The 16,321-nt window shown below is 45.8% G+C and carries 18 protein-coding genes and 1 pseudogene; 8 read left to right on the forward strand and 11 right to left on the reverse strand.

Going from position 1 to position 16,321, the window contains the following annotated elements:
• Window positions 1-71: 71 nt before the first annotated feature.
• From nblB to NLZ44_RS07920, 5 genes are all read left to right on the forward strand, one after another.
• Entirely contained in the window at window positions 72-734 is a 663-nt protein-coding gene (nblB, locus tag NLZ44_RS07900; protein WP_493752410.1) for a phycobilisome degradation protein NblB, read from the forward strand.
• Window positions 735-860: 126 nt separating this feature from the next.
• A complete protein-coding gene (gene psbZ, locus NLZ44_RS07905) occupies window positions 861-1,052 on the forward strand; it encodes a photosystem II reaction center protein PsbZ (RefSeq protein WP_006617715.1) in 192 nt (63 codons plus the stop codon).
• Between the two features lie 109 nt (window positions 1,053-1,161).
• Window positions 1,162-1,767 carry a 6,7-dimethyl-8-ribityllumazine synthase gene (gene ribH / locus NLZ44_RS07910; RefSeq protein ID WP_493752411.1) on the forward strand — a complete coding sequence of 202 codons (606 nt, stop codon included), beginning with the start codon at window positions 1,162-1,164 and terminating at the stop codon, window positions 1,765-1,767.
• A gap of 75 nt (window positions 1,768-1,842) precedes the next feature.
• The gene (locus tag NLZ44_RS07915; RefSeq protein WP_493752412.1) at window positions 1,843-2,508 is read left to right on the forward strand and encodes a DUF1295 domain-containing protein; all 666 of its coding nucleotides are present in this window, start codon (window positions 1,843-1,845) and stop codon (window positions 2,506-2,508) included.
• Window positions 2,509-2,663: 155 nt separating this feature from the next.
• Window positions 2,664-2,900, forward strand: coding sequence for a DUF4327 family protein (locus tag NLZ44_RS07920; protein ID WP_006621009.1), 237 nt, complete (start codon window positions 2,664-2,666; stop codon window positions 2,898-2,900).
• An 81-nt stretch (window positions 2,901-2,981) separates the two neighbouring features.
• Here NLZ44_RS07920 and NLZ44_RS07925 read toward each other — a convergent pair whose 3' ends face one another.
• Entirely contained in the window at window positions 2,982-3,245 is a 264-nt protein-coding gene (locus NLZ44_RS07925; RefSeq protein WP_006621010.1) for a hypothetical protein, read from the reverse strand.
• A gap of 242 nt (window positions 3,246-3,487) precedes the next feature.
• Between NLZ44_RS07925 and NLZ44_RS07930 the strand changes: the two genes are divergently transcribed.
• Window positions 3,488-4,921 carry a NupC/NupG family nucleoside CNT transporter gene (locus NLZ44_RS07930; RefSeq protein WP_493752413.1) on the forward strand — a complete coding sequence of 478 codons (1,434 nt, stop codon included), beginning with the start codon at window positions 3,488-3,490 and terminating at the stop codon, window positions 4,919-4,921.
• A 38-nt stretch (window positions 4,922-4,959) separates the two neighbouring features.
• Window positions 4,960-5,640 carry a hypothetical protein gene (locus NLZ44_RS07935; protein WP_493752414.1) on the forward strand — a complete coding sequence of 227 codons (681 nt, stop codon included), beginning with the start codon at window positions 4,960-4,962 and terminating at the stop codon, window positions 5,638-5,640.
• 87 nt (window positions 5,641-5,727) lie between these two features.
• On the opposite strand, the gene NLZ44_RS07940 is transcribed toward NLZ44_RS07935, so the two are convergent.
• Entirely contained in the window at window positions 5,728-5,886 is a 159-nt protein-coding gene (locus NLZ44_RS07940; RefSeq protein WP_493752415.1) for a hypothetical protein, read from the reverse strand.
• Between the two features lie 266 nt (window positions 5,887-6,152).
• Between NLZ44_RS07940 and NLZ44_RS07945 the strand changes: the two genes are divergently transcribed.
• Window positions 6,153-6,731 carry a DUF3318 domain-containing protein gene (locus NLZ44_RS07945; protein WP_493752416.1) on the forward strand — a complete coding sequence of 193 codons (579 nt, stop codon included), beginning with the start codon at window positions 6,153-6,155 and terminating at the stop codon, window positions 6,729-6,731.
• An 83-nt stretch (window positions 6,732-6,814) separates the two neighbouring features.
• On the opposite strand, the gene cysS is transcribed toward NLZ44_RS07945, so the two are convergent.
• The 9 genes and pseudogenes from cysS to NLZ44_RS07990 form a co-directional block, all read right to left on the reverse strand.
• Window positions 6,815-8,275 (reverse strand): cysteine--tRNA ligase, encoded by a 1,461-nt coding sequence (cysS, locus tag NLZ44_RS07950; RefSeq protein WP_493752417.1) that lies wholly within the window; start codon window positions 8,273-8,275, stop codon window positions 6,815-6,817.
• Between the two features lie 40 nt (window positions 8,276-8,315).
• The gene (gene hisI, locus NLZ44_RS07955) at window positions 8,316-8,672 is read right to left on the reverse strand and encodes a phosphoribosyl-AMP cyclohydrolase (RefSeq protein WP_006621016.1); all 357 of its coding nucleotides are present in this window, start codon (window positions 8,670-8,672) and stop codon (window positions 8,316-8,318) included.
• Window positions 8,644-9,645, reverse strand: a complete 1,002-nt coding sequence (locus NLZ44_RS07960) for a CobW family GTP-binding protein (RefSeq protein WP_493752418.1) — start codon at window positions 9,643-9,645, stop codon at window positions 8,644-8,646. Before NLZ44_RS07960 ends, hisI begins: the two co-directional genes overlap by 29 nt.
• A 49-nt stretch (window positions 9,646-9,694) precedes the next feature.
• On the reverse strand, window positions 9,695-10,126 hold the full coding sequence (locus tag NLZ44_RS07965) for a SufE family protein (RefSeq protein WP_006621018.1): 432 nt from the start codon (window positions 10,124-10,126) through the stop codon (window positions 9,695-9,697).
• Between the two features lie 146 nt (window positions 10,127-10,272).
• A complete protein-coding gene (hemB, locus tag NLZ44_RS07970; RefSeq protein ID WP_006621019.1) occupies window positions 10,273-11,271 on the reverse strand; it encodes a porphobilinogen synthase in 999 nt (332 codons plus the stop codon).
• 405 nt (window positions 11,272-11,676) lie between these two features.
• Complete coding sequence (locus NLZ44_RS07975; protein ID WP_315639773.1) at window positions 11,677-12,360, reverse strand: pentapeptide repeat-containing protein; 684 nt, start codon at window positions 12,358-12,360, stop codon at window positions 11,677-11,679.
• A 266-nt stretch (window positions 12,361-12,626) separates the two neighbouring features.
• A complete protein-coding gene (locus NLZ44_RS07980; RefSeq protein ID WP_006621023.1) occupies window positions 12,627-13,178 on the reverse strand; it encodes a DUF3747 domain-containing protein in 552 nt (183 codons plus the stop codon).
• 104 nt (window positions 13,179-13,282) lie between these two features.
• Window positions 13,283-14,146 carry an SGNH/GDSL hydrolase family protein gene (locus NLZ44_RS07985; RefSeq protein ID WP_493752419.1) on the reverse strand — a complete coding sequence of 288 codons (864 nt, stop codon included), beginning with the start codon at window positions 14,144-14,146 and terminating at the stop codon, window positions 13,283-13,285.
• 360 nt (window positions 14,147-14,506) lie between these two features.
• Window positions 14,507-15,998, reverse strand: a pseudogene (locus NLZ44_RS07990) (ammonium transporter).
• Between the last annotated feature and the right edge of the window lie 323 nt (window positions 15,999-16,321).

The following is a 16,321-nucleotide window of genomic DNA, read 5'->3' on the forward strand; positions in this document are numbered from 1 at the left end:
TTAGTTCTCCCCCTAGGGTGAGAGTCGCCCCGGACTTTAACCGACAGCAACTGCTTAACTGTTTAACCAAAATGACTATTACTCCAGAGTCCATTGTGCAACAACTGAGTTCGGAAAATCTTGGCGATCGCTTACGGGCAGTTAACCAAATCCGTCAACTCGAAAAAAATATCGGCTTTCAACTCCTGCAAACGGCGATCGCTGACCGAGATACCCGAGTCCGATATGCAGCAGTTAGCCAAATGGCCAGCCTCGGACACCAAGATCGCGATCGGTCTTTAACCCTGTTGCGCGATTGTCTGCTTAATGACCCAGAAGCTGATGTCCAAGCCGCCGCAGCCGATTCCATTGGGGCTTTGAAACTCACAGAAGCCTTTGAAGACCTGCATCAGGTTTACCATAATACCTCTGAATGGTTGGTGCAATTGAGCATTATTGCCGCTTTAGGAGAATTGGGAGATCCGCGCGGCCTTGAACTCCTCCAACATGGCCTGATTCATGGTAACGAATTGATCCAAACCGTTGCTATCAGCGCTTTGGGAGAATTGGGCGATCGTCAAGCCATACCCCTATTGATATCTCGTGCATCAGACCCAGATTGGCAGATCCGCCACCGCATCGCCCAAGCCTTATCTCGCCTGGGGGGTGAGGAAGTTCAAGAGGTTTTGCAACAATTGGCTACTGATGAAGTTTCCCAAGTCGCCCAAGAAGCACAATCAACACAAAATTCCTAAAATCTGGGTTTCTCAGACGGTGCAATTTCTGGTAGCGTAAATATAAAGTACGAGCCGAAAAGGCTGATCTCGGCTAATCTATCGTTATTTGTACTTACGCTTATCCTTTCTGCTTGGGAGAAAAAAATGTTAACACTTCTGTTTCAAGTGCTTTTGGCGGCTTTGGTGATTGTGTCCTTCCTCATGATTGTCGCAGTCCCTGTGGCTTATGCTTCTCCTCAAAATTGGAGTCAGTCTAAGCCCCTCATTTTTATCGGTTCTGGCCTGTGGGCGGTTCTGGTGATTTTAGTAGGAGTTTTTAACTACTTGGTTGTTTAGCCCCTAGGCTATTGACAACCAACTTAGAAGAGGTGAGAGGAATGGGGAAATCTTCCGCCCCAAACCTCTATCCTCACATCCTCGATAGATAATTTAGACTACTTATATTATGACGGTTTTTGAAGGTACTTTTACTCAGCTTGACTCGGTAAAGTTGGCGATCGTAATTGGTCGGTTTAACGATTTGATTACCACTAAACTACTAGAAGGGTGTCAAGATTGTTTAAAACGACATGGGGTAAATCCTGATCCCCACGGGACTCAGGTTGATTATATTTGGGTTCCTGGTAGTTTTGAAATTCCCATGGTTGCTAATCAATTAGCCCTCAGCGGTCGCTATGATGCTATTATTTGTCTGGGGGCGGTCATTCGTGGACACACTCCCCATTTTGATTATGTGGCGGCGGAAGTGTCTAAGGGAATTGCCGCTTCTGCCTTCCAAACTGGCGTACCTGTGATATTTGGTATCTTAACTACTGACTCTATGCAACAGGCCTTGGAACGCGCCGGAATTAAAAGCAACAAGGGCTGGGATTATGCTATGAATGCCCTGGAAATGGCAAGCCTAATGCGACAAATGCGCCATAAAGGACGCTCAGGGCCTTATTTGCCTAATACTATTGGTGCGACATCAACTCCGGTTTTATCCGCCGGTGTCGATACCGATGAACAGTCGGAATTGTCCCAGGAATCAGGCGATCGCTCTAATCAATAACACGGTAAATAATTTACTTGGAGAACTGCCCAATATTTAAGCTGTTAATTATCGTAGTTTGCGGGATGATTGACCATGAAAATTAAACAGGCGATCGACCTCCATAAATTCTTGACTTTCCTGGTAGTCCTGGGGTTGATGGTCGCATATAATAACTTTACTATCGGCCCCTGGGTTTATCTCGCTCTCCACGGAACCTATGGGATTTTGTGGTTGCTAAAAAGCCGTATTTATCCAGATAAACAGTGGGAAAAACAAGTTCCTTGGTGGCAGGGAGTGGGCGTGTTTACGTTTTTAATCTTATATTGGGTGGCTCCATTTATATTAGTTAGTAGTCACTCAGAACCAGCCCCTATATTAATTTCTGCCGCCATTTCTATTAACCTGTTCGGGGTATTTTTGCACTACAGCAGTGATGCTCAAAAATACTACACCTTAAAATATAAACCCGGATTAATTACTGAGGGATTTTTTGCCCGTTCTCGTAATACTAATTATGGGGGAGAAATTCTGATTTACCTATCTTTTGCTATGTTAGCACAACATTGGCTACCGTTTTTGATTCTGGGATTTTTTGCGATCGCTATTTTTCTGCCCAATATGCTCAAAAAAGATGAATCCCTCTCCCGCTACCCAGAATTTGAACAATATAGCCAAAATTCGGGGCTACTGTTCCCCAAATTATCGGGGAAAATCCAGGACTCTAACCCTAGTGCGATCGCCCCAAATAATGATGGATGATTCCCTGAATTTAATCTTACTGTTAAAAATAGTAAAGATATAGAGATAAAATAGACATATTGCGAGACAATATGTTTAGGGAATACCGATAGGGTAGTCCCGGATACCGTTGAGTTTTAGTTATTTACCCAATTAACTGGGTAGGAGGTTGTGATATGGTACAAGCTGTGATTCCTAGTGCCGTCAAATATTCCATTCAAGTCATTCAAGACGAGGCGCGTAACCTCGTAGAAAAAGGATTAATCGATCGCCATCAACCAATTTACACCATGTGCCAGTATATCCCAGCCCGTGAGTGGGATTGGGTCGAGTGTGAATTAGAACAAAATGATTTTTTGCTCAGAGATCGAGTCATTGACCTTTTAGGTCGTGAGGACTGGAAGGAAGACTAGATTGATAGATAAGGATATTAGCATAAATCTTCGCGTCAGCTTGATTAGGGCGCTGGCTAATTGCGCCCTGGTAACTGCTATTTAAGAATCCGTCGGAGAATCAATATTAGCCTTGAATGGGGACGGTGGGCGATCGCTACTCCAAGCCCACCAAGCACAACCACATTGACAGTGATAAAATTCTTGCCACTTGCGGCGGTTATTATCCCCATATACAGGCGATCGGCGATTAATCCACACCTGTTGAGCTTCTAAACTGCTGGCCGAACATTGGGGACAGCAAAACTCAAAGGCGTGAACAGCATCACTGGTCCAGTTAGGCGGTGTTAGCTGAAAAGCATCCATTTTAATCAGACTTTTTGCCCTATTGTAGAGTGTATTTGGCTATGGCAACATACCCAATTCAAGTATGCTTGCATTTAAACCGGATCTGGTGCAAGATTCGTAGTAACCAAAATCCTTAGCTACCCATTTATCATCGGGTGATGACTTAGCTCAAAGGTCTATATCCGTCCCCGGATCAGTCAAAGCTATGGTTGTGGGTGCAGCTTCTCCATTATTCAGTTTCCGCACTTAGGGAAAGATTTATGAATCCACTGCTGAATTTAATTTCCCTGCTGGGAATTGCTGGTTTGTGCTTTATTGCTTGGTTAGGTTCCGAAAACAAGCGCGTTATCCCCTGGAATGTGATCTTTTGGGGAATAGGCTTACAAATGGTTATTGGACTCATTGTATTTGTCTTAGGTAGCCAATTAGTCGAGGGACTCAGCACCCTGCTTAACTCAATTTTGGACGCTTCCGAAGCTGGGGCGCGATTCTTATTTGGTGGACCACAATCAATTTTGGTAGCTGACCCAGACTTTCGCGCTGGTCCTGGTCCCGCTGGACGTTGGATTGCTAGGGCTGTGGGAACTCCCTTTGTCGCAGTTCCGGGCGATCGCATTGGTCCCGATAATCTTAACCCCGGTTTTGCTTATGTTCTAGCATTTCGCGCCCTTCCCCAAGTCATTTTCTTTGCAGGTTTGGTCAGCTTATTATATAGACTGAATATCATTCAGCCTGTTGTACAAATATTCGCCAAAATCTTTCAGAAAACCATGGGAATTAGTGGCGCTGAATCCCTATCCGGTGCCGCTAATATTTTTGTGGGTATTGAATCTGCGATCGCGGTAAAACCCTATTTATTAGACATGACCCGCAGCGAACTCTGTGCCATTCTCGCCAGTTGTTTCGGGTCGATCGCTTCCTCCGTTTTAGCATTATATGCAGGATTTCTCAGACCGACTTTTCCCAACATCACCGGACACCTAGTTTCTGCCTCTTTAATGACAATTCCCGCCTGTTTTGTCATTGCCAAAATTCTCGTTCCAGAAACTGATCAACCCCAAACTATGGGGAAAGTTCCCGAAGAACCAAAAGCCGATAAAGCCAGCCTTCCTAACCCTATGGATAGCTTAATCGGTGGTGCTTTAGATGGCGTGAAAATGGCAGTAGGAATAGCCGCCGCCTTGATTGCAATTTTGGGAATGGTGGCGTTAGTTAATTTAGTATTTGAGACTTTGGCCGGATTTTCCGAAAGTGATTTTTTCCTCCTTAGTTGGATAGGTAATCTATTTCAGGTCATTACCCTACAAAACATTTTGGGAGCCTTATTTTTACCTCTGACTTTTTTAACTGGGGTTTCCCTCGAATGGCAAGAACTATGGCAGTCTTCCCTGTTAATTGGCAGAAGGCTTTTGGAAACTAATATCCCCCCCTATCAAGCCCTCGCTCAACTTAATGCTAACGGCGAAATAAGCAACCGCGCCATGTTAATTGTTAGCTATGTTTTGTGCGGATTTACTCATTTTGCCTCCTATGGAATTTTCGTCGGTGGTTTATCTTCCTTAATTCCTAGCCGACGTTCGGAAGTCGCATCTTTAGGCTTTACTGCCTTATGGGCAGGTACTTTAGCCACTTTAATGACCGGCTGTATGGCGGGATTATTCGACTTTGGAAATCCGGCTATTTTTGGAAAATAATTAACTAGATTAATTCGGGCTTATTTTGAGGAGGAATTATGCAACCAAAACGCCTGAAAATTATAGGCTTGGGACTCATCACCGCTTTACTTTTATTGGTGTTCGGTAATATTGATCGCCTACCATTTACCAGCATACCAGGAGAATCGGCGATCGCTCAACAGACCACTCCGACACCCACTCCGACACCCACCCCAGAAGCTACCCCAGAAGCCACCCCAGAAGCCACCCCAGAACCCGCACCGCCGCCGGAACCGACAAATTCTGTGGAAGCATTACCCCTAAGTGGTAGCGCCTTCAAGGACCCCCAAGGTCGTTTTGAGGTGGGGATTATTCAAGATTTTAATGTCGGGTTTGCGGGCAATTTTCCCCTGTTTGAGTCACCAGATGGTAACTTGGCTTATACAGTGGTAGCTAGATATCGCGAAAGCGATCGCACTTTACCCGAATTAGCGATCGCGCAAATTGCGATCGAAATCTTTGAGCGCGGGGAAGGTTTTAGACCCGGAAATTTTGAAACTTTGGGGACTGGGGAAGTACAAATGCCTTGGACAGGAACCTTAAAAATCGGAGCCAGAAGCCAGCCTATGTCAGGAGTAATTTTTGCTCGTCAAGCTGGTAATCAAATCCTAGTTTTATTAGTGTCTGCCACAGCAGCAGGAGCCCCCAACATAGAGGGAGCAGTTGCAGCTTTATCCGACACACTACAACCCCTGTAAAAGTAATTAATAATTAATAATTATTAATTAATACTTATTAATTGTAGGGGCGGGTTCCACCGTCAATTTTCCATCCCCACCAGGATATTAATAAACCCGCCCCACCGTTTCTTTCAGAAACCCGGTTTCTTGACCACGATATGGGTTGGTGCGGTTGACCCGATAGGTTATCCCTGTGACGCACCCTACCAGGGTGATAATAATTAATTGATAATTATTAATTGTAGGGGCGGGTTCCGCCGTCAATTTTCCATCCCCACCAGGATATTAATAAACCCGCCCCACCAAACCCGCCCCACCGCCGATAATTAATTGTAGGGGCGGGTTCCACCGTCAATTTTCCATCCCCACCAGGATATTAATAAACCCGCCCCACCGTTTCTTGACCACGATATGGGGGTGGTGCGGTGGTGCGTCAGATGAACAAAATTTGCCGTTGACCCGATAGGTTATCCCTGTGACGCACCCTACGGGGGTGATAATAATCAATTATTAATTATTAATTGTTAACTATGAATCCTGATACAGAAATCCGTCATCTATTAGATTTAATGCCAGCCTCCGGTCGCATGATGGCTAGACTAATTGCTAATCCTCGACAGTCTACTGTAATTCAATGTGAATTTCCCCTTCCGTGGAAAACTACTAGACCCATTTTGATTAATTTTGACTTGTGGAAACAGCTATCAAGACCTCAGCGAGATTTATTGTTGTTGCGGACTGTTAGTTGGGTTACTAATGTGCAATGGTTTAAACCTGACTGGAATCAAGGCATTGTGGTGGCGGGAATAGTCGGAGTTGGGGTACAATTTATGCAGCAGGATGCTGTTGGTGTTCTCCTGGCTGGAGGATTAGCTTCTATAGGTGTGCGTCGGGTATGGCAGGCTAATCAACGCTCTGAGATGGAGTTAGAAGCTGATGATATCGCCATTAGGGTAGCCACGCGACGGGGTTATGAGGAAGCGATCGCAGCAGCCGCTTTAGCAGAGGCGATCGAAGTTGTGGCTACAATTGAGGGTCGCCGGGGATTGAGTTTTATGGAATTAGTCCGCTGTCAGCATCTCAAAGCGATCGCCAACTCTTCTAAGTAAGCGCCATAATTGATACGATCGCACCATTCGCCAAGTTTGAATAGCCTAACTTACCAGAGGGGAGAATCAACTCCCCTGTGTTTTCAACGTCGCCAAAGGGTTTCGCCGCCGGGACGGTCAATTAGCGTCACACCATTAGCCTGTAGTTGGTCACGAATGCGATCGCCTTCCGCATAGTTTTTAGCCTTTCTAGCCGACTGTCGTTGTTTAACCAAATCCTCAATTTCAGCGTCGCTAATTCCCTGAGTCGCCGCTGGTGGTTGTGCTTGTGTTACAGCTTCCAACCCGAAAACTCCCGCTAACTCCACCAAAGTTTTCCAGGTCCCATAAATGCGATCGCTCGGGGTATCAGTCTTACCTTCATGAGCCAATAAATTCCCTTGGCGGCGCAACTCTTTAGCCAATTCAAACAACACAGCCAAGCCTCCAGGAGTATTAAAATCATCATCCATAGCCACTCGGAAGCGTTGGAGTGCATCTTCTGTCGTGTCGTATTTACTGGGAGATGAATCAGCAGACCACCCCAAGCGCGCGCCGTATTGTTCCGCAAATAATAACCCATCTTTCAAGGTTTCCCAGCCATTTTTAGCTGAGGCGATCGCCTCATCAGTGAAATCGAGAGGTTTACGATAGTGACCCTGTAGAATAAATAAGCGCACCACCATAGGGTCTACAGGGCGATCGAGCAATTCACGAATCGTCGTAAAATTGCCCAAAGACTTAGACATTTTTTCCCCACCGACCGTCACCATACCATTGTGCATCCAATATCGAGCCAGAGTTTTACCAGTCGCCGCCTCAGACTGAGCGATTTCATTTTCATGGTGAGGAAACACCAAATCACCCCCGCCGCCGTGAATATCAATAGTTTCTCCCAGTAGTTGTCGGACCATAGCCGAACATTCAATGTGCCACCCCGGACGACCGGGACCCCAAGGAGAATCCCAGGCTGGTTCTCCCGGTTTAGCAGCTTTCCAGAGAGCAAAATCCGCCGGATTTTTTTTCTTGAGAGTTTCCGGGTCAGCCACAGCTACGCGACCACTAGCCCCCATTTGTAGGTCTTCGAGTTGTCGCCGGGAGAGTTTACCATAATCGGGGAAGTGACCGACACTGTAATAAACGTCTCCATCGACAGCATAAGCGTGTCCTGTAGCCGTGAGTTGCTCAATAAGTTGGTGAATTTCCTTGATATGATCTGTCACCCTAGGATAAGCCTTAGCATCCCGTACATTTAGCCGCCGCAGGTCTTCAAAGTAAGCGTCTATAAAGCGTTGGGATACCGCCTCCATAGTGCTTTCTTGTTCTTTAGCGCGGTTAAGGATTTTGTCGTCAATGTCGGTAAAATTCTGGACGTAGTTAACTTCATATCCTGACCATTCCAGATAGCGGCGTACCACGTCCCAGGTCGTGTAGGATCGTGCATGACCCAAATGGCAATAGTCATAAACTGTAACCCCGCAGCAGTACATTTTGACTTTTCCGGGTTCTAGGGTGGTAAAGGTTTCTTTTTGGCGGGTTTGGGTGTTATAGATTTTTAGAACCATGTTGAGTCTTAATAGTGTAAATGCTTAGGCTGGCTAGGGTTTAGCTAAGGATGGCTGATTTGATAGGGACGGCGTTAAAGAAACAGGATCTAGCCCCCGTGTGACAGGCTACGTCCCCAATTTGCTCGATTTTGAGCAGGAGGACATCAGCATCACAATCGTAGTATAGGGCTTTGAGCTTTTGAATGTGTCCTGATGTGGCTCCTTTGTGCCACAGTTGCGATCGCGATCGACTCCAATAGTGAACTTCACCCGTTGTTAGGGTTTGTTGCAACGATTGGCGATTCATCCAAGCCATCATTAATACTGTACCGTCTTTATGGTCTTGGGCGATCGCTGGAATTAAACCTTGTGGATTAAATTTTAGGCTATCGATCCATAATTGGTCTTGGTTCATGGTTAGGGATTTCGTGTAAACATTGTTGTAGGTCTTGGGTGAGGGTTTCGCGGTTCAGGTCTCGACCGATAAATACTAATTGATTTGGGGGTTCGCCGCGAGGATAATTAGGCGTAAGCTGATAGCGTTTTCCGCTGAGTTGGAATAGGTGAGAGGAGTTGTTACCTTGATACCAGATAAATCCTTTGGCGCGAAATACATTCGTTGGTAGGCGATCGCTTAAGAAGGTCTGGAATTTTTCCACACTCAGAGGGCGATCGCTGCTAAAGGATACAGCCACAAATCCATCATTAGCTAGATGTTCCGAATGGTGATCATGGTCTGGTTGCTCCCTAAAGTCTGGGTGGGAATATTCTATTCCCCAAATAGTCGCTAAGGGAACCTCACCGTATTCGCTCGTCATTATACGAGCATCTGGTTTAAGCTGGCGGATCTGTTTTTGGATGCGATCGTATTTTTCTGGGGATACCAAATCGATTTTATTGAGCAAAATCAGATCACCCCAAGCAATTTGGTTAAGCGCAGCTTCACTGTTAGCCAATAGGTCTGGCGAAAACGTATCAGCATCTACCAGCGTAAAAATAGCATCAAGTCGAGTCAACTTTCGCAATTCCGTCCCCGCAAAAGTCATAATAATCGGTAACGGGTCCGCTATTCCTGTCGTTTCAATCAGTAGATAATCTATGGACGTATTTCGTTGTAAAACCTCCACAATTGTATCTGCTAGGCGGTCATTCAGGGTACAGCATATACAACCATTATTTAACTGCACCATATCATCTTCTACGTTGATAAGCAGTTGACCGTCAATACTAATCTCCCCAAATTCATTCACAAAAACCGCCACTTTCCGACCATTACGGTGACTCAGAATATAATTAACTAGGGTAGTTTTTCCACTTCCCAAAAATCCGGTAATTACAATTACAGGAACTTCCCGGTTTATGGTTAGTTTTTCCCTCGTAGTTTTCACGGTTTTTGTGACCTAATATACTTGACAAAATCCCTGTAATATGCTCCCTTCACTCCCCGCAAGCACTAGCCTGTTTTTGTAGGGTTTTAAAAATGTTATAAAACCCATTCGCACGGGAGGGAGTCAAACTAGCCTGTAGCCCAGTTTCTTCAATAAAATCGGGTTTTAATTGGCTAATTTGTTCAATAGTTAACCCATTCATTCCCTTAATTAACATAGCCAATAATCCTTTAGTTAATTGAGAGTCCGAATCACCCTGAAATTGAATACAGCCATTCGAGTCTAAACTCGCCGTCACATAAACCTGAGAAACACAACCAGGAACCTTGTTTTCTGGCAATTTTTGCTCCTCTGGAAATTCCGGCAATTTTTGAGCTAAAGTCAGTAGTTGCTCGTAACGCAGCTTATTAGAGGAGGCGCGTTTAAAGCGTTGAACAATGCGATCGAGTGCAGGGGGCCGTTGAGTCACAGGTGAAGCCATGATATTCTACGAGCATAAATATACAACAAGTCAATAAGCCGAGTTTGTATTTTAACGCAAATTTTCCTATTCGTTGATGTAGACTTTATGGCGATCGCGATCGAGGGGAGGGTTCACCAGTCCAAGCAGAGACCCCCCCCAAAAGTCTAGCGAAGGATTAGGGCAACTTCCTTAGCGAAATAGGTAAGAATCAGATCCGCCCCGGCTCGTTTCATGCTGGTGAGCGTTTCTAGCATCACCTTTTTCTCATCAATCCAGCCCATACGTCCGGCTGCGCGAATCATCGCATACTCACCACTAACATTATAGGCCGCCACAGGTACATTTGTAGCTTGTCGAACCTGCGAAATAATATCAAGATATGCCAGCGCTGGTTTCACCATCACCATATCCGCTCCCTCTTGCACATCTAACATAACTTCTTTGATCGCTTCGCGGCTATTAGCCGGATCCATTTGATAGGTTTTCTTATCGCCAAATTTCGGAGCCGAGTCTAACGCATCCCGGAAGGGGCCATAGTAAGCCGAAGCGTATTTAGCCGAGTAAGCCAGGATACCAACGTTTGTATAACCCGCTGCATCGAGTCCTTCACGAATTGCGCCGATCCGTCCATCCATCATGTCCGAGGGTGCTACTATATCCGCTCCCGCTTCCGCGTGGGATATCGATTGTTTAACTAGAACTTCCACCGTTTCATCGTTGAGGATTTCACCGCTATCGCTGACGATACCATCATGACCTTTGCTGGAAAACGGGTCTAGGGCTACATCCGTGATAATCATGATGTCGGGAACAGCTTGTTTGATGGCCCGGACTGTCCGCTGTACCAGTCCTTCCGGATTATAGCTTTCCGTACCCGCGTTGTCTTTTTTTTCTTCCGCTACTAGGGGAAATAACGCAATAGCCCGAATCCCTAATTCCGATGCTTCTGCTACTTCTTTCAGTAATAGGTCTAGGGTGTAGCGGTAGCTTTCCGGCATTGAGGGGACTTCCACTTTCTGATTTTCCCCTTCCATCACGAATAGGGGATATATCAGGTCGTTAACTGTTAGTTGCGTTTCTTGCACCATCCGCCGCAGCGCATCGGTACGACGTAGACGACGGGGACGTTGGACAAGGTTTAATCTATGGTTTTCTGATGACATGAGATAACAGTTGTTTTCTTTTATACAGCCAAATTGACTGTTTATTATCCCACCGATCGCTATCGTTTGGGCCTGTTGATACAAATCAATACAATCCCCAAAAAAGTTGATGTTTTATTCAATTTTTAAAAAAATGTTCGGCCAGATTACCGTGGGGGGGTTGACAGCTACGGGAACTCATGGTACGTTATTGACATACTCTTTTATAATCGGAATATTACTCACTATAAAAAAATTGCAAATATTTCCATTATTTAAAATGGTATCACAAGCCCAGGCAAAAAGCAAGCAACTCCCCCAGAAAAAATTTTTCGCAACATTTCTTAACATTTTGTTACAAAACTTAACACAATTCCGCTAGTGATTGATTAAGTGATTAAGCGATCGCCTGATGAGAAGAATTAACTAGAACCGAATTTGGGGTATTTTAAGGTTAACTGGGTTATTGTCGCCAGGTGCGAAACCTTCAAGGGGGGGAAGGGAATAGCGATTAATCTGAATCGGCTGGAATAATGATTCGAGGTATTCTTGAGTATACTGAAAGTCCTGATCCAAATCCGGACCACCAATAGGCATAGCCAACCGAGAGGGGTCGCGACCAATACTCAAGTCATCGCCGCCCAGGTCATCGAGGGAACCGGTAGCAACTGGGGGGGTAATTCCGATGATAGGTGGCAACATTTGGGTTTGTTGTAAATTCGCCCCAGCGAAAGTTGCTCCTGTTAGTCGAGCCTTAATCAGGTTAGCGCCACTGAGGTCAGCTAAATCAAGAACTGCGTCATTCAATTCGGCTTGATTTAGAAATGCACCGCTCAAATTAGCGCCAGTTAGATTTGCCCCTTTAAGGTCTGCACCTTCGAGGTTAGCATTAGCTAAGTTAGCATTTTCCAGGTTAGCATTTCGGAGGTCTACCCCAATAAGATGGGCTCCTGATAGATCAGCCCCTCTAAGATCGCAACCTTGACAAAATCTGGTTTCTAGTAGTTGTCTCAGGTCTGCTGGATTTTCAGCTCGAATTGGAGAGGCGAAGCCTAGGGATACTATGGTTGTGGCTGCCCCTAGAATCATGACTGTTGATAAAGTCTTCATCTTTTTGTCCTCCTGAATGGACAGATAGGAATTATGTTTTATTCCTCATGTACTCTAGGATATAGCATAACGGAATTATATGGGCGATCGCTTCTCCCCTGAGACATAAATTTTAACCTTGATGAAATCCGGTAATCGGCGAGTATATCAGTAATTATCTCTATGATTTAGGGGATCATATCTGATTTGATAGGGGTTAGTGAGATCTTCAGGCGATCGCCCCATGGCGGGTGGATATTGAGTCAGGGGGAAGAATATTGTAGATTTCAGCGAGGTAGGTGGTCGTGGGTGAAATAAATATGACCGAGGGTGCGATCGTTGTAGGTTCGTTTAGTGAAGCGCCAACCGGGTTCTAAAAAGATTTTGGTAAAGCCACTAGACCGACCAAAGCTGCGACCGATAATAATGGGTGGTGCGTAGACATCAGCGCGAGAGTTAGCGACCAGTAAAATCTCTCCTGGAGTAGCTTGGACGGTGAGACTATGGCTGAGGGCGAGGTCTTGTCCTCCCATGCGAACCGAATAGCCGTTGCTGTCGGTGGCGCGTCCACAAATTCCGCTAAAGTCGAAGTTAAGAAGTAGGGGTTCAACTTGAACGGGACGGCTGCCATTTTCACTCCAACAGGGTCGGGAATCAGAAATTTGTTCAACGACTACTAGGGAGTAACCAAAGGCGCGGGGAACAGCCATGGCTACGAATCGCTCCTGATCAACTTCCTGTTGACCAAATTGGACTGCATTGGCACCAGAAAATCCAGTGATAATGGAGAAGGTAGCTGCTGCTAGGGTGGTAATGGTTTGTGTTAGTGAGATCTTCATCTTCAAAATCTGTTCAACTGTTGAGTTTTAGAACCGGGGACTGTGCGATCGCATCTGTAGGTCTGTAGGTAAGAAGTTTATGCTCCGAGGTTTAGTTTAGCGCTTTAGGGGGAACCTAGTGTTTTGTGGCTAAAAAATTGTAATCCGGTACTCCAGACTAAATAGCCACGATCATTGAGATGTAGACCATCGGTGCTGAGTTCCGGGCGCAGGTTTCCTTTTTCGTCGGTGAATAGAGGATGTAGGTCTAGGAAATAAGCACCATTGGCGATCGCGATCGCTTCTAATTCTCTATTAAGTCGGCGTATACGACGATTAGGAATTTTAAGTAGGCGATCGCGTCCTTCCCAACTAGCATTTTGATCGCTGTGGGGTAAAATCGACTGAACGACCACTTGAGCGCTGGGATGAACCCATTGCACATCTCTAATAATTTCCCGCCAGTTGGCTAAAACCGTTTGATCGTCAATTCCCCGTAACAGGTCATTGATACCGATCATGATAAATACAGTTTCTGGTTGGGTCAGGTCAAACACCTTGAGTCGTCGTAGTAATCCGGCGGAGGTTTCCCCGGATATACCTTGATTTAACCAGGTTCTCCCTGGGGGTAATAGTTCAGGGGGAAACCATAAACTTAATGAATCTCCGGCTAAAATGGTTAGGCGATCGGGGCGATTCTGAGCCGCGAGAAGTGCTTTTTCTTTTAGCTGTTCTACCGAATCTTCGTAGGTCAAGCGATATGGTGGCTGAAATGAGGAGTTAGCGCCGTTAGGCTGAACTTCATGGGTCTGTTGGGTTTGTACTGCTGCACCAACTTGTTTTTCTTCTGAGGGTTGCGCTTGGGCTTGGGAAGTGTCGGATAATGATTGTCCCCTTAGCAATAGTAGGACAATCACCAGAGTTAGTATCCCGTTACCGATGAGGGATAACATCACCCAAGCTGGAATAGTTTTTAACGGAATCAACACGAGAATCTGAGAAACGCCCTAAAGTTGTCTACTTCTATGTTGACACTCTACCTTTGATTTTAGGGAAGGGTAGATTCTGGGTTCGCGCTACTCGCCGACCTGCCGCAGGTTTACACCAACAGTAATCGCCTCTACAATTGGCCACTCTGTGATGTAGAAGTTTAAAACGGCTGTTGTGCTACATCCTCCCTAGAAAAAGAGGAGGTTTGGCATTCTCTCATCATCAGACTCTGGATATATGGGGCGATCGCCCTAGCAATGTCTAGCAATGTGTGGAAAGAAAAAATCGCCTCCTGTAGGGGCTATGTGCCAGTTAGGAGACGATTTTTAAGCAGATAAGATGGCAGATGAGATTAGAGTTTAATAGCTTCTGCCAATTCCATCTTCGCGGCTAGGAATACCGGGGTCAATACCTCCGACACTGGCTGGGCCTACTTCTTTGAGGAATCCGTTATAGGCTTCCATACCATGTTCGGCGATGTCGAGTCCTTCATATTCATGTTCAGGATGGACGCGGATACCGACCATGGCTTTGATGGCTAACCAGAAAATAGTCGTCATGACTACTGTAAATCCACCGATAGAGAGGATACCGAGGATTTGAACGCCGAGATTAGCGCCGCCAAAGATACCGACGGCTAGGGTTCCCCAAATTCCACAAACTAAGTGAACCGAGGTAGCACCTACGGGGTCGTCAATCTGAATGCGATCGAAGAAGGCGACTGAGTAGACGACGATAACTCCGGCGATCGCACCAATTACAACTGCAGCCCACAAGGGTACAGCATCACAACCGGCGGTAATTCCCACTAAACCGGCGAGAATGCCGTTGATAATCATGGATAGGTCTGGTTTACCATCCTTAATCCAGGAGGTGAGGGTAGCAGATACACCCCCCGCAGAGGCTGCTAAGTTCGTGGTGAGGGCGATATAGGGAACATTCTCATTAGCAGCCAATTCGGAACCGGGGTTAAATCCAAACCAGCCGATCCACAGAATTAAACATCCCAGGGTAGCAATACTCATGTTATGACCAGGAATCGCCCTAGGTTCACCAGATGGACCGTATTTGCCCATGCGGGGTCCGAGGAATGCTGCCCCCATGAGGGCAGCCCATCCTCCCACGGAGTGAACTACGCTTGATCCGGCAAAATCATGGAAGTCCATACTTGCTAACCAGCCGTTTTCAGTCCAGACCCAGTGTCCGGTAATGGGGTAGGAGATTCCCACTAGCAATAGGCTAAATATTAGGAAGGCGACAAATTCGATCCGTTCGGCTACTGCGCCGGATACAATGGTGGCGGCGGTACTCTGCGAAGGCGACCTGGAACAGAAAGAAAACTTCTTTGGGTAATCCTTCGGGGAATTTGTCAAGTCCGTAAACGCTGGGATCTCCAGTCAGGAAGAAGCCACCACCACCAATAAAGGGGTTTTCCCCTCCGAACATGACGGAGAATCCAAAGAACCAGTAAATTAGTGTAGCGATCGCAAATACGATTAGGTTTTTGGAGAGAATGTTAACGGCATTTTTATGACGACAAAATCCGGTTTCTAACATCCCGAAACCAGCGTTCATAAAGATTACCAAAATACTGGCAATCACAATCCAAATGGTATTTAAAACACCCTGCACATATTCGGGAGTTATGGGTTGTGCGTCGTCTTGGGCGACTGCTGCTAAACTCCAAAATATAATAATCAGGGCCGTGAGAGGAATGCACCCTAGTAGGCTAGGAGAAAGCCATCTGGGTCTTTTGGGCTGCAAAATTGACGGAGTAGGCTGAGGCGCAGATCCAACTACCTCAGCAAATTGCCGATAACTTCTGGTTCTCGACTTTTGGCGTTTCAACATTTGCTTAGAGTTGTTCAATTTACGTTAATGTGGAAAGAATGAGGCGGCAAATGATAGCCGTCTGGTTAGAGAGATGCTTAATCTTTATGCCTACCTTACTTAATAGGTAGGTGTTAACTAGCCGGACTTGAACAGGTGTGGGTTAACCGACAAAACTCCCACATCTGTACTCAACTGAGTTCATTTGCTAACAGGTGGACTTACCATTTAACCATAAAAAGTACGGATAAACTACGAGAAGTTTCGAGGGATAATCAGATTCTTTCGAGTCCAGGGCTATAACTTTAAGCTACGATTTTTATCTACTTTGTTAACATTATCTT

The organism is Arthrospira sp. PCC 9901, from assembly GCF_059013425.1.

Bases quoted from the DNA above. Each gene is read 5' to 3' on its own strand.
- nblB (WP_493752410.1), top strand. From the start codon at position 72: ATGACTATTACTCCAGAGTCCATTGTGCAACAACTGAGTTCGGAAAAT.
- psbZ (WP_006617715.1), top strand. From the start codon at position 861: ATGTTAACACTTCTGTTTCAAGTGCTTTTGGCGGCTTTGGTGATTGTG.
- ribH (WP_493752411.1), top strand. From the start codon at position 1,162: ATGACGGTTTTTGAAGGTACTTTTACTCAGCTTGACTCGGTAAAGTTG.
- NLZ44_RS07915 (WP_493752412.1), top strand. From the start codon at position 1,843: ATGAAAATTAAACAGGCGATCGACCTCCATAAATTCTTGACTTTCCTG.
- NLZ44_RS07920 (WP_006621009.1), top strand. From the start codon at position 2,664: ATGGTACAAGCTGTGATTCCTAGTGCCGTCAAATATTCCATTCAAGTC.
- NLZ44_RS07925 (WP_006621010.1), bottom strand. From the start codon at position 3,245: ATGGATGCTTTTCAGCTAACACCGCCTAACTGGACCAGTGATGCTGTT.
- NLZ44_RS07930 (WP_493752413.1), top strand. From the start codon at position 3,488: ATGAATCCACTGCTGAATTTAATTTCCCTGCTGGGAATTGCTGGTTTG.
- NLZ44_RS07935 (WP_493752414.1), top strand. From the start codon at position 4,960: ATGCAACCAAAACGCCTGAAAATTATAGGCTTGGGACTCATCACCGCT.
- NLZ44_RS07945 (WP_493752416.1), top strand. From the start codon at position 6,153: ATGAATCCTGATACAGAAATCCGTCATCTATTAGATTTAATGCCAGCC.
- cysS (WP_493752417.1), bottom strand. From the start codon at position 8,275: ATGGTTCTAAAAATCTATAACACCCAAACCCGCCAAAAAGAAACCTTT.
- hisI (WP_006621016.1), bottom strand. From the start codon at position 8,672: ATGAACCAAGACCAATTATGGATCGATAGCCTAAAATTTAATCCACAA.
- NLZ44_RS07965 (WP_006621018.1), bottom strand. From the start codon at position 10,126: ATGGCTTCACCTGTGACTCAACGGCCCCCTGCACTCGATCGCATTGTT.
- hemB (WP_006621019.1), bottom strand. From the start codon at position 11,271: ATGTCATCAGAAAACCATAGATTAAACCTTGTCCAACGTCCCCGTCGT.
- NLZ44_RS07975 (WP_315639773.1), bottom strand. From the start codon at position 12,360: ATGAAGACTTTATCAACAGTCATGATTCTAGGGGCAGCCACAACCATA.
- NLZ44_RS07980 (WP_006621023.1), bottom strand. From the start codon at position 13,178: ATGAAGATCTCACTAACACAAACCATTACCACCCTAGCAGCAGCTACC.